13 protein-coding genes, 1 riboswitch and 1 other annotated feature are annotated in these 12,330 nt (G+C 37.3%); of the genes, 9 read left to right on the forward strand and 4 right to left on the reverse strand.

What is annotated here, in order from left to right:
- Positions 1–85 precede the first annotated feature (85 nt).
- Both AA0017_RS03170 and AA0017_RS03175 read right to left on the reverse strand, forming a co-directional pair.
- On the reverse strand, positions 86–1,300 hold the full coding sequence (locus AA0017_RS03170; RefSeq protein ID WP_413379459.1) for a hemolysin family protein: 1,215 nt from the start codon (positions 1,298–1,300) through the stop codon (positions 86–88).
- 108 nt (positions 1,301–1,408) lie between these two features.
- The gene (locus AA0017_RS03175; RefSeq protein ID WP_413379461.1) at positions 1,409–1,996 is read right to left on the reverse strand and encodes a molybdenum cofactor guanylyltransferase; all 588 of its coding nucleotides are present in this window, start codon (positions 1,994–1,996) and stop codon (positions 1,409–1,411) included.
- Between the two features lie 126 nt (positions 1,997–2,122).
- Between AA0017_RS03175 and AA0017_RS03180 the strand changes: the two genes are divergently transcribed.
- The 7 genes from AA0017_RS03180 to rpmA all read left to right on the forward strand — a co-directional run bounded on the left by AA0017_RS03180 (position 2,123) and on the right by rpmA (position 7,919).
- The gene (locus AA0017_RS03180) at positions 2,123–2,911 is read left to right on the forward strand and encodes a peptidoglycan DD-metalloendopeptidase family protein (RefSeq protein ID WP_413379463.1); all 789 of its coding nucleotides are present in this window, start codon (positions 2,123–2,125) and stop codon (positions 2,909–2,911) included.
- Entirely contained in the window at positions 2,880–3,794 is a 915-nt protein-coding gene (locus AA0017_RS03185) for a M50 family metallopeptidase (protein WP_413379465.1), read from the forward strand. Before AA0017_RS03180 ends, AA0017_RS03185 begins: the two co-directional genes overlap by 32 nt.
- Positions 3,795–3,875: 81 nt before the next feature.
- Entirely contained in the window at positions 3,876–5,381 is a 1,506-nt protein-coding gene (locus tag AA0017_RS03190) for an Rne/Rng family ribonuclease (protein ID WP_413379468.1), read from the forward strand.
- A 750-nt stretch (positions 5,382–6,131) separates the two neighbouring features.
- A complete protein-coding gene (locus AA0017_RS03195) occupies positions 6,132–6,569 on the forward strand; it encodes a Dps family protein (protein ID WP_413379470.1) in 438 nt (145 codons plus the stop codon).
- A gap of 312 nt (positions 6,570–6,881) precedes the next feature.
- Positions 6,882–6,962: a sequence feature (ribosomal protein L21 leader region), on the forward strand.
- A 12-nt stretch (positions 6,963–6,974) separates the two neighbouring features.
- Complete coding sequence (gene rplU / locus AA0017_RS03200) at positions 6,975–7,283, forward strand: 50S ribosomal protein L21 (RefSeq protein ID WP_003321802.1); 309 nt, start codon at positions 6,975–6,977, stop codon at positions 7,281–7,283.
- Positions 7,284–7,288: 5 nt separating this feature from the next.
- Positions 7,289–7,624: a ribosomal-processing cysteine protease Prp gene (locus AA0017_RS03205; protein ID WP_413379472.1), complete on the forward strand. Its 336-nt coding sequence runs from the start codon at positions 7,289–7,291 to the stop codon at positions 7,622–7,624.
- Between the two features lie 16 nt (positions 7,625–7,640).
- Positions 7,641–7,919 carry a 50S ribosomal protein L27 gene (rpmA, locus tag AA0017_RS03210; protein WP_413379474.1) on the forward strand — a complete coding sequence of 93 codons (279 nt, stop codon included), beginning with the start codon at positions 7,641–7,643 and terminating at the stop codon, positions 7,917–7,919.
- Positions 7,920–8,044: 125 nt separating this feature from the next.
- Here rpmA and metE read toward each other — a convergent pair whose 3' ends face one another.
- Positions 8,045–10,330 carry a 5-methyltetrahydropteroyltriglutamate--homocysteine S-methyltransferase gene (gene metE / locus AA0017_RS03215; RefSeq protein WP_413379476.1) on the reverse strand — a complete coding sequence of 762 codons (2,286 nt, stop codon included), beginning with the start codon at positions 10,328–10,330 and terminating at the stop codon, positions 8,045–8,047.
- A gap of 119 nt (positions 10,331–10,449) precedes the next feature.
- Positions 10,450–10,644: riboswitch (cobalamin riboswitch) on the reverse strand.
- A gap of 131 nt (positions 10,645–10,775) precedes the next feature.
- Between metE and AA0017_RS03220 the strand changes: the two genes are divergently transcribed.
- Positions 10,776–11,159: a YusW family protein gene (locus tag AA0017_RS03220; protein WP_413379478.1), complete on the forward strand. Its 384-nt coding sequence runs from the start codon at positions 10,776–10,778 to the stop codon at positions 11,157–11,159.
- A 163-nt stretch (positions 11,160–11,322) separates the two neighbouring features.
- Here the strand turns inward: AA0017_RS03220 and AA0017_RS03225 are convergent, their stop codons facing one another.
- The gene (locus AA0017_RS03225) at positions 11,323–11,820 is read right to left on the reverse strand and encodes a GNAT family N-acetyltransferase (protein ID WP_413379479.1); all 498 of its coding nucleotides are present in this window, start codon (positions 11,818–11,820) and stop codon (positions 11,323–11,325) included.
- Positions 11,821–11,945: 125 nt separating this feature from the next.
- Between AA0017_RS03225 and AA0017_RS03230 the strand changes: the two genes are divergently transcribed.
- A complete protein-coding gene (locus AA0017_RS03230) occupies positions 11,946–12,149 on the forward strand; it encodes a hypothetical protein (RefSeq protein WP_413379481.1) in 204 nt (67 codons plus the stop codon).
- Positions 12,150–12,330: the final 181 nt, after the last annotated feature.

Raw genomic sequence — 12,330 nt, forward strand, 5'->3', positions numbered from 1 at the left:
ATCTATCCTTATAATCAGGGTAGATGGTTCATTTTATTTCTTTAGAAAATTTTTGATGTAATGAATTATTTTGAAAGAGACTTTACTATTTTGTAATTTTAACTCTAATCAATTTCCTTGAATCCGCTTCAACAATTTCAAAAAGTAACTTCCCATCGTTTAGCTCTTCTCCGACTTTTGGTAGGTAGCCAAATTGATGTAATAAAAACCCAGCTAAATTATCATACTCCTCAGGAATATCTGTTTGAAAAACATTATTTAGGCGCCTTAAGGAGATTTTGGCATCACAAATAATAGTTGAATCAGTGTGTTGGTCTAATAAATGGTCATCAATGTCCGTCTCATCCTCGATATCTTGTCCAATCATCGTTTCAATAAGATCTTCATGTGTAATGATTCCTTCTGTTCCACCATGTTCATCTAGCACAATTGCTAAATGTTTTTTCTCCTTCATCATTTTACGAAACACCCAGTTAATCGGTTGAAAAGTGTAAACAAATAAAGGGGGATCAGAGAATTTTATTATTTTTTGTTCAGGTTCACGTGACCAGTTCAGAAAAAATTTAGAATGAAAAACACCCACAATGTTATCAAGGTTCTCTTCGTAAACAGGATATCTTGTAAATTGGTTGGATAAAAGGATTTCTTTTGCTTCGTCAAATGTGGTATCAACAGAAATTCCTTGTACTTCGGTTCGGTGTGTTTTCAACACATCCGCCACATTTAAATGTTGAAAATCTAACATTGCTTTCAATCGATACATCTCTTCGTTTTCAAAAGTGCCTTCTGTATGTCCAATGTCCACCATCGCACGCATTTCGTCTTTTGAGAAAGTTGCTTTGTTTCCATCATCTTGACCGATTATTTTTATGACTAATCGTGTGAAGGCATTTAGTAAATACGTTAAAGGTTTTAAAATGATCAGCATAATTTTAGTAGACGGATAGACAAGATAGGAGATTTTTTCTGGAAATGCAGCCGCAATCGATTTCGGCAATACTTCAGCAAAAATGATGATTAAAACGGTTAATACACCTGTCGCGATTCCAACAGGTAAGCCATATTGTAACGCTACAATCGTTACTAAGGAAGGAAGAATAATATTAGGGACGTTATTAGCAATTAGAATCCCAGGAATAAATTCTTCCGCATTTGTGACGAGCTTCAATAATTTTTTAGATTTTTTGTCGCCATTTGCTGCTTTGATTTGAAGTTTGATTTTATTTGTAGCAGTTAATGCTGTCTCGCTCGCTGAAAAATAACTAGAAGCAATAAACAACAATATGATAGCAATGATCAAAGTTTTACACCCATTTCAATTAAATATTTATTATTATTTCAAACAAAAAGTAGATTTATTCCGTTTCTTTCTTGGCTACGTTTATAAGAGTTAGTCTAAATTTCGTTCTTATTCTTTTGGTTTATCGTGGATATGGTTTATATTCAGAAAAGATTGGGGGTCTTTATCAAACATTGAATCCTCTACAAATAAAGTGTTCACTCTTTGAAATAATGCCCCTACTTTTAATGTTTTTTCTTCTAATAATTGTTTGATCTTCGGTTTAGTCCTTATATGGTAAAGGCCGATTAACGTTTGTCGTTTGCCATTTACGAGCGGAATAACGACATCATAATCACTGTTTGGTTGGTTAAGTTGTTGAATTAACCTTTGATAAATGGATTCCTTGATATAAGGGGTATCGCAAGGGGCAATCACATACCAATCTGAGTCTTCATATTCCATTGCTGAGAAAATTCCAGCTAATGGTCCTAACCCTTGATACGGTTCTTTATCTGTATATATGTTTTTATGCCCGTTTTGTTTGAAGTTTAAAACGAGGTTTGGATGACTAATGATGAGTTGTTTGTCTGTGAATGATTCTAAACAAGTAAGGCTATGTTGATAAAATGGTTTAGAGTTTAACATCGCAAAGGCTTTAGGCGAACCGTAACGTCTTGATTCTCCTCCTGCTAATAGAACACCTATCCTTTTCATTTATATGTAACCTCCTTTTCTCCCTGAGCTTATTAAAATCTGTCTTTCTATTATGGCATAAGTACACCGGACAAGTCATAGATTATACAAAGCAGATGTGAAAAAGGTGCGCTAAGGGGGATGCACATGTCAAATAAATTAAATCAATTAAAAAGAGACGCGGATTTAAAGCGTCGGAATCGAGGATTAGCCAAAAGGCCAAGGGAGCAGCTTGATTTAAATCGGGCAACAGACATATCGAGCCCATCAAAAAAGCCTTACTCTTTTCAACATAACTCCACAGAACCGAAAAGCGATGGTGTCATTTATGATAAGAGTTTCTTTTTATTAAGAATCATGATAGCTGCCTGTTTATTTTTACTCATTGCCATCTCTTTTAAAGGAAATGTGACACAGTTGGAAGGAACCAAAAAAATTGTCGCTCATGCGTACGAACAAGAATTTCAATTTGCAATGATTGCCAATTGGTATGAGGAACAATTTGGACGACCACTTGCTCTTTTACCAGTAAAAGATGAGCAACCAGATCCAGAGCAGCAGCCAATCAACGAGATGGATTATGCAATTCCTGCTTCGGGAGGAACAATTACGGAACGATTTTCAGAAAATGGACATGGGATTTTAGTGGAGACGGGAGCCTTGGAAGAAGTAAAAGCGGTCAAGGGTGGGTTTGTTGAATCAATTGGAGAAGACGAAACAATTGGCAAAAGAGTCGTCGTTCAACATTATGATCAAACGAAAACGATTTATGGCATGCTTAATGCCATTGATGTGAATATTTATGATCATATCCAAGCTGGACATACGATTGGTACAGTCTCCAAAACGGAAGGAGAGGAAAAAGGTCAGTTTTACTTCGCCATACAAAAAGGGGATTCTTACATTGATCCAAGCGATGTCATCTCATTTGAATGAATGGTTTCTATTAGCGAGGAAAATTAAAATTCATCCTTTGTTCTGGTTTGTGTTAGGGATTGGTATTATAACCGGTTATTTTCGTGAAGTATTAATGGTTTTTATGATTGTATTTATTCATGAATTAGGCCATGCTGTTGCGGCTTCTTATTTTAAATGGAAAATAAATAAAATTGAGCTTTTACCATTTGGAGGAGTGGCCGAAATTGAGGACAATGGCAATAAACCATTTCGTGAAGAACTAATGATTATTTTAGCCGGTCCTATTCAGCACGTCTGGATGATCGGTTTGTCTTTTTCATTCGCTGGAAGCTCTTTTTGGTCGGAGCAAGCTCATCAACTGTTTTTAAATCATAATTTGGTCATCCTATTATTTAACTTGTTACCGATTTTACCACTTGATGGTGGGCGACTTTTGCAGCTGTTATGTTGTTATCGCTCCCCATATAAAAAGGGGATGGCTACAGCAAGAAAACTTTCCTTCTTCATTTTAATCGCCTGCATTATGATCGTTTCTTTTTTCTTTTCATTTCATCTTAATATTTGGGTCGTGTTCTCCTTTTTAATCTTAAACAATTATTTGGAGTGGAAACAACGCCATTATCGATTTGTTCGCTTTTTAATGGGGAGAAATGCTTTTGTGCCGAAGCGACCTATCAAAACGATACGAGTTGATGATACAATGATAATTAAAGATGTAATGGATCTCTTTGAACGAGGTGTAACACATCAGTTAGTGGTGTCTTCTCAATCAAAGGAAGCACCTATTTATGTACCAGAGTCAATGTTATTAATGGCGTTTTTAGGAAATCGTTCACGAATCCAATTAAAGGAGTGGCTTGATAGTACGGAACACGATGATTTCCGAATGATAAAAATATAGTGGTTGTGAATGAGTGGCAACAATTCGTACGAAAAAGAGACGAACCAAAGGATGAAATGAAGAAATAAAGGGGCTTCTACCGTGAGAAATATTTATTTTAATATGAATACAAAAGAAAGACGAGCGGCCATTGTTGAACATGGTGAAGTTGTTGAGTTTATGATTGAACGACCAGTTGAAAAACGAATTGTTGGCAATATTTATTTAGCTCGAGTCGTTAATGTGCTGCCGGGCATGCAAGCCGCATTTGTTGATATTGGGCGTGAAAAAAACGGCTTTATTTATCGAGATGACTTGCTTTCTTTTCATCTATTAGAAGAAGAGGATGAGAAAAAGAAAAAACGCAGCATTTCTGAATTTGTTACTCAAGGGGAAGAGCTCCTTGTCCAAGTGACAAAAGAAGGTTTTGGTACAAAAGGGCCTCGCTTAACAAGCCTCATTTCTTTACCAGGCAGATATGTTGTGTATTTACCAGAAGGCGGATATGTAGGTGTTTCTAGAAGGTTTTCCTCTGAGGATGAAAGAGAACGCTTAAGGGGAATAGGTGAAAACCTTCTTCAAGATAATGAAGGAGTGATTATCCGGACCATTTGTGAAGGACTTTCAGCGGAAGAGCTCAAACAAGAGCTTCATTTTTTACGGGCTTTCTGGGCAGAATTACGCCAAGATTTAGTGGAGAAAAAGGCTCCTAGCCTCTTGCATCAAGATTCGGGTTTATTTGAACGCATTGTGAGAGATTTTGCCCACCATTCCATTGGAGAAATCGTGATCGATCATTTACCTGATTACAAAAGATTAAAGCTTTTATTTGAGTCTTATCCTCATTTAGGCAATGCCTTAAGGTTGTATCATGGGAAAGAAAATATTTTTGAGGCATTTGGAGTTGAAAAGGAATTAGAGAAAGCTTTAAAACGTCAAGTGTGGTTAAAAAATGGAGCGTATTTGATGATCGACCAAACCGAGGCCTTAACGGTTGTTGATGTCAACACAGGAAAGTTTACGGGAAAGACTAATTTGGAAGATACGATTTTAAAAACAAATATCGAGGCAACAAAAGAAATTGCCAATCAGCTAAGATTGAGAGATATTTCAGGTATTATTGTGATTGATTTTATTGATATGAAAAAAGAAGAACATAAAGAAGCGGTTTTAAAAGCTTTTAAAAAGGCCTTAAAATCTGACCGTACCAAAACAAATGTTGTTGGCATGTCTGGTCTTGGTTTAGTTGAAATGACTCGAAAAAAGGTGCGAAACAACTTGCAAGCCAGTTTATCCAAAACATGTCCAACTTGTCATGGAAAAGGTTCTGTGCTGTCTGATGAAGCTCAAGCTTTCAAAATTGAACGGTTATTATGGGAATATAAAGGTGGCGATCAAGAAGCCATTGTCATCGAGATCCCAAGTAAAGTTCAGACAGTGCTCCTTGGTGAGAAAGGTCAACATTTAAAACGCCTAGAAGAGGCACTGGCTTATCGGATCCTCATTTACCCTAATAAAGCGATGAACGAAGAAGCTTTTTCGATCCGCTATAGTGGCACATTAGAAGAGGCTGCTCATCGCTTAGAACAATTAAAAAAATCGAAATAAAAGATACTGAGGTAGGGACAAAACCAGCTATAGAAGTAGAGAACGTGTCCAAAGAACATATTTTAGTTGTTTTTCGGTTCTTTATTTCTCCGTTTTGAATTAAGTCACTTTACGCTATTACCTACAAGTATGTAAATAGAGATTACGCTGTGCCCTAGCGGACGAAAACATGAGAAGACTCCCGTGGGATCTAGTGGCAGGCCGAAATCCACTTTTTGATAAAAAAGTTAGTTCGGTGCTACCCCACAGGACGCGGGGGCCACTGAAAAAGTAGTATTCTAAGACTAAATGAGAAGAAACTTCATTCAATGTTATTCTATGAGTTGGATTACCAAAACGGAACGAGCGGAATGCCCGGAGACTCCTGCGGGATTAGTGAAACACGGGAGACCCCGCAGCGACTTGTCGTGAGGAGGCTCCCGGTTCACCCGCGGAACGCGTAGGGCATGCAGCGAGTGGAGTAAAGCTAAATGATATAGCCATATTCTTACGCTCAGAGTTTCTCCGTGACCTCTAGGACGCGGAGAATGATTTTCGGGAGCGGTGAATCGGGTGTGATTCAACGCTATCCACTTTGGTTTAAGTAAGTTAGAACGAAAGTAATAGGGATAAAAAAAAAGAGTGAGATGACCGTCATCTTACTCTTTTTTTATATTTATTATTTAATTATAATGGTTTCTTATTGATAATAATTATAATTAATGATATGATATAAACATAATAAGAAAACAAACAAGGAGATGGATGAGAATGAATCAACAATTAATTACAAAAGTTAATGGGCAATTAGCGAACTGGTCGGTATTATTTACAAAATTACACAATTATCACTGGTATGTTAAAGGCGAACAGTTTTTTACTTTACATGCAAAGTTTGAGGAATTATACGGAGAAGCAGCAGTACAAATTGATGAAATAGCGGAACGTATTTTAGCGATTAAAGGAACACCAATTGCGACTATGTCTGAGTATTTACAACTTTCTACGGTCAAAGAAGCAAGTGGAGCTGAAACGGCTGAAGAAATGGTCGCAGCCGTTGCAGACGACTTTGAACGAATGGTCGTAGAAATGAATGAAATTATTGAGTTAGCGGAAGAAGGAAGCGATGAGCCAACAGCCGACATGTTTATTGCATTAAAGGCTAATTTAGAGAAACACGCCTGGATGTTAAGAGCGTTTAATCGTTAAGGCGAGAGTAAATATAGAGGTGAAGGCATAGGAATGGTATGGTTCCTTTGCCTTTTTTACTGTGTAGTGTGGGGTTAGCCGGGGATATTGTATAAAAAAGGCCGAGTAACGCCGCCCAAAACTATATCGCTAGCATTAATTTTAAAAAAACGTCAAAGCTCCTCACAAAAGCGAAGTTCGAGAGGCTATTTTTTCCATAAACTTGATGATAAAATGATAATAGAAAAAGACATAAAAAACGCACCGGGCAAGGATTGACAGCGGATTTGCTCTTATGGTATGATTGCAAATGTTAGTTATTTGGTCGCACCCAAACGACTACAACCGCACGGACTAGGTTTTTAAACGAAATGTTATAATTTCTACCTAATGATGGCGAGTCTGAGTATATGAGGAGGTGCAGAAATGTACGCAATTATTGAAACTGGTGGTAAACAACTTAAAGTAGTTGAAGGTCAAGAGATCTACATCGAAAAATTAGAGGCTGAAGCTGGTGAAACAGTTAGCTTTGACAAGGTCCTAATGGTCGGTGGCGATGATGTAAAAGTAGGTGCTCCTTTAGTAGAAGGTGCTACTGTAACGGCGAAAGTTGAAAAACACGGTCGTCAAAAGAAAATCATCGTTTACAAAATGAAAGCTAAGAAAAACTACCGTCGTAAGCAAGGTCATCGTCAACCTTACACGAAAGTCGTTATTGAAAAAATTAACGCATAATTGACATGATTACGGTAAAAGTAACACGCAATGATAACCAGAAGATTGACTCATTTTTAATGAGTGGTCATGCTGAATCCGGTCCATATGGATATGACCTCGTTTGTGCGGGGGCCTCTGCTGTGTCATTAGGTGCAGTGAATGCGATTTATTCGATTTTGAATGTCGAATTAGATGTTGAGATGAAAGAAGATGGTGGCTATCTTTTTTGTTCTGTGCCAGCTAGTCTGGATGCGGACACGTTTGAGAAAGTTCAGCTTCTTCTTGAAGGAATGGTCGCATCACTTCAATCAATTGCACAAGAGTATCATGAACATATGACCATTATAGCCAGTAAATAATGAGGAGGTGGATACTATGTTAAGAATGGACCTTCAGTTTTTCGCTTCGAAAAAGGGAGTAGGTAGTACTAAAAACGGACGTGACTCACGCTCTAAGCGCTTAGGTGCTAAACGTGCAGATGGTCAAGCTGTAACAGGCGGATCAATCTTAGTTCGTCAACGTGGTACTCGCGTTTATCCTGGAACGAACGTAGGTAAGGGTGGAGACGATACATTATTTGCAAAAATCGACGGCGTTGTGAAATATGAGCGTGTTGGTCGTGACCGCAAACAAGTAAGCGTATATCCAGCATAATGAAAAAACCTTGAATGAGCCAAGTGCTCGTTCAAGGTTTTTTTGTTTAAATAGTCGATGCACTATAGAAAAAAAGAACTCTAAACCAATGAGTATGGTTAGAGTCCTTTTAAAACATTATCGATTTAACTTAATTGTGCAGTCTCCGATTTTACTCGAACTTCCTTCGCTGCTTCAACCATGTTCTTGAGTGCTGCTACCGTTTCTTCTTCTCCACGTGTTTTCAATCCGCAATCAGGATTGACCCAGAATAGCTCCTGTGGTAGAACTTCCAGTGCACGCTCAATGACCTTTGTCATTTCGTTAACGCTAGGTACTCGTGGACTATGAATGTCATAGACGCCAAGTCCGATGCCTTTATCGTACACATTTGTTTCAAAAGTAGAGATGATCTCTCCGGCACTTCTAGATGTCTCAATCGAAATAACATCGGCATCTAAGTCTGAAATTGAATTAATGATTGTGCGGAAATCACTATAGCACATATGCGTATGAATTTGGGTCGAATCTTTTACAGTTGCTGTGCTAATTCGGAATGCTTCAACGGCCCAATTTAAATAAGCCGCCCAATCTTTTTCTTTTAATGGAAGACCTTCACGAATGGCGGGCTCATCAACTTGAATCATTTCAATACCAGCCGCTTCTAGTGCTTCTACCTCTTCAATTAAGGCTTCTGCAATTTGATAAGCAACTTCTTGTCGAGTTAAATCGTTACGGACAAATGACCAATTTAGAATCGTGACAGGTCCAGTTAACATCCCTTTTACCTGTTTCTCTGTTAGTGATTGGGCATAAACGGTTTCAGCGACCGTCATTTTTTCAAGGAATTGCACATCGCCAAAAATAACTGGAGGTTTTACACATCTGGATCCGTATGATTGCACCCAGCCGTTTTGTGTGAAGACAAACCCACCTAGTTTTTCTCCAAAAAATTCAACCATATCGTTTCGTTCAAATTCACCATGTACGAGGACATCTAATTCAAGGTCTTCTTGAATCCCAATCCACTTTTTAATCTGCTCCTGTACAAAAGTTGTGTAGGCTTCATTTGTTAACTCACCTTTTCTCCACAAATTCCGAGACTTTCGTACTTCTTTCGTTTGTGGGAAACTACCAATCGTTGTTGTTGGTAAAAGTGGTAACTGGAATTTTTCATTTTGTATTCTTTGACGTTCTTTAACAGTTGTTGCTCTTTTCGTTTTACGTTTAGAGCTTTCACTAACACCGTTTCGGCGCCATTCAGATGAACTGATTTGATTAAATAATTGATTGTTTTTTTCAAGTACAACCGCTTTTTCTTCTGCATTTGCCGCAGCCAAATGTTTGACGGTTGATAACTCGACTAACTTTTCATCACTAAAGGCAAGAGCACTTAAGACGAGTGAATCCAGTTTCGTTTCATGTTTTAACGTAACAGGTACATGTAACAAACTAGAAGATGGCTGCAAGATTAGTTGCTCAAGTGGGACGACTGCTGTTACTTCTGTAAGTTTTGTATCAATATTCTGTAAGTTTTCTTTCCAAATATTTCGCCCATCAATGATTCCAAGAGCTAAATATTTGTCAGTTGGAAAACCGAATTCTTTTAATGAAGCGATGTTTTCGTCATAACCGTGGACAAAATCAAGACCGATCGCTTCAACTGGTAATGAAATAATCTCCTCATAAGAGCTAACTGCGTCAAAATAAGTTTGCAAAATGACTTTTAACTGAGGAACGGCCTCTTTTAATTTATGGTAAGTATATGTGAATAGACGGATTTCTTCGCTTGTTAAAGTTTTGACAAGGCTTGGCTCATCGATTTGTACCCACTTGGCACCAGCTTGTTCTAATTGCTGCAAAATTTCGATATAAATAGGAATAAAATCGTTCAGATGTTGTTCGAAATCGCTGCTTTGATAGCCTTTTGATAATTTAAGGAAAGTAAAAGGTCCAATTAGGACGGGTTTTCCTTCAATCCCGAGTTCTTTTTTTGCTTCTAGATATGCTTCGAGTGGCTTATTGTGAACGAGCTTAGGTTTTTTATTCTCTAATTCAGGTACGATGTAGTGATAGTTCGTATTAAACCACTTTGTCATCTCACTTGCAGGAGCTTCCTTCGTTCCACGTGCTATTGCAAAATAAGTTTTTAAGCGATTGGTCTCACCGACATGATCGAAACGATTGGGAATCAAACCGAACATGGTCGAATGATCCAACACATGATCATAAAAACTAAAATCTCCTACAGGAATAAGATCAATGCCAGCTTCCTTTTGTTTCTTTAATCCAAGAAGGCGATACTCTTTCATTGTTTTGAAAAAGTCCTCTTCTGTAACATTACCTGCCCAATAAGCTTCTAATAATTTTTTCCATTCGCGTTTCTCTCCGATTCTTGGATAACCAAGATTGCTAGTTCTAATCTCTCCCATCAAAAATACCTCCAATGTATTTATAAATATAAAAAAGGATATTTTTACCATCATGAGTGGGTAAAAATATCCTGTTATACCAATGATATTTTTAACACCTCCCCATCTCCCGTGGGTTAGTCAGTGCTGTTAGAATAGGCAGGTCTCCTGGCTTTAGCGTCATTGCTATAACGATCTTCCCAATTCTAGACAGAATCAGTGATCAGAAGTTACAGCTCTTCTAATACAGTGGCGGGACCGCTCCGGGATTTCACCGGATTCCCTTTTAAACGTTAAAGAAATTTCATTAACGTACCTAATCCCCACATTTCAAATTTGTATTCACTTTATCGAAGTAATTGAAAATTGTCAATAAGCAGTTTTTTTTAGGGGCAGCTAAGCAGAGCAGAATAAAAATTGATTCAAAGGAAATATTATTCTAGAAAACAAAAAGGAGGGAACCTAATTGAAAAAACATTTCGTTATAAGCTTTGCTGTCTTTTCTTTTTTACTTCTGTTTAGTTTGCCAGTGCTTGCGAATGTATCGATCGTTGATTTTGAATTAGAAATTGAACTGAAGGACGGTCAAAAGTATGACCTAGAGTATGAAGTGAAGCCTCAATATGTCGTCGCTAAATATCGAGTTCCTAACAAGGAAACGATTTATGGTGCCCAGGCCCAAGCTGCAATTGAAGCTTTGTTTCAAGAAGTTCCAATGAGTGCAGACGCAAGTAAAAGAGATTTAAAAAATTCGATTTTAAATTATTTTAGTATAAATAATCGTGATGTGAAAGATTTTGAAATAGACATCGAATTTTCCGATGAAACGAAACTAGAGTTTGAAAGGTGAAAGTGCTTAAATCTTATAATGAGGCTACAAATTTACTTTAAAGTCGATTTATAGCTTTTTTATCGTTTGGCCGGGAATGTTGTGAGAAAAAGGAGAAAGGCGGTTCAAATATAAAAACGATTCACAGCCCACATGTCTTGGTGTGAATCGATCATGGTCCTATTCATTTAATTTCGGTTCCCTCTTTCCATTCAAATAACAAAAATTCCTCTAATGTTGATTTTAATACAAAGCCGTGTTGAAGATAAAAAGGTTTTAAAAATGGGTTAAATCTGGCACAGTCTAGTCGGAGTGAGTATCCAGCGGTGGATGCTATTTTTTGAGCAGATGAAATGAGCTTTGAGCCAATCTTTTCTCCTTTTAACTTGAGTGGAACGACTACACGATGTAAATAAAAAGAGGGTTTATCTTTGTGGTCTGGCCAAAGGTTAAAATCCCAATCATCTCCTAGTGTTAACGTAAATGAACCGATGGGTGTCTCGTTCTTGTCTACTAATACATATAAAGTATTCTGTTCAAAGTCATCCAATACAATTTGCGTGTTCTCTTGGGTTAAATAAAACTCCCATTGGGAAAGCTCTTTCTTCTGAATATCTTTTGCACGCTCATAAATCCAGTTTTGAATGTGGGGGATATCGGTTACAATCGCTTTTCGAATCATTCTCGTCACTCCTCGAATATATATTAGATTTATTATAGTGAATAGATGATCCAAATATTAGACTTGAATTTAAATGAAAAATCATAGATAATAGTGTTCAAATCTTTAATGATGAGGTGAAAAAAGTGGCGAAATCACAAGCGAAAAAGCAAAGAGAAAAGTTAGTGAGGGAAGGTCGTCGAAATCCTGAAACTGGGAGAAGTCCTTATGTAGAATTATCCTTATTTACAAGAAAAACAAAAACAAAAAAAGATAAACTTTATCAAAGAAAACATAAGAACCACTTTTCAAATGAGGAAAAGAGTGGTTCTTTTTATTTTGTACATTGAGAAAGTATTAATGGAGAGTGACGGGGGTTTCTAACGATGGAAGAATAAGGGTGTTGATTTCTTCCTTATAGTACGGTTATCAATTATTGGTTCCATTTTGATTTTCACATTAAGATTCTATTTATCTAAATAGTAAGTAGGTAAGGGGCAGAGCGTTTTGGCTCTTTTTTTTGTTTTAAAA

Origin of the sequence: Alkalihalobacillus phoenicis, from assembly GCF_047302405.1 — a bacterium.
Taxonomy (GTDB): Bacteria; Bacillota; Bacilli; order Bacillales; family Bacillaceae_D; genus Alkalihalobacillus.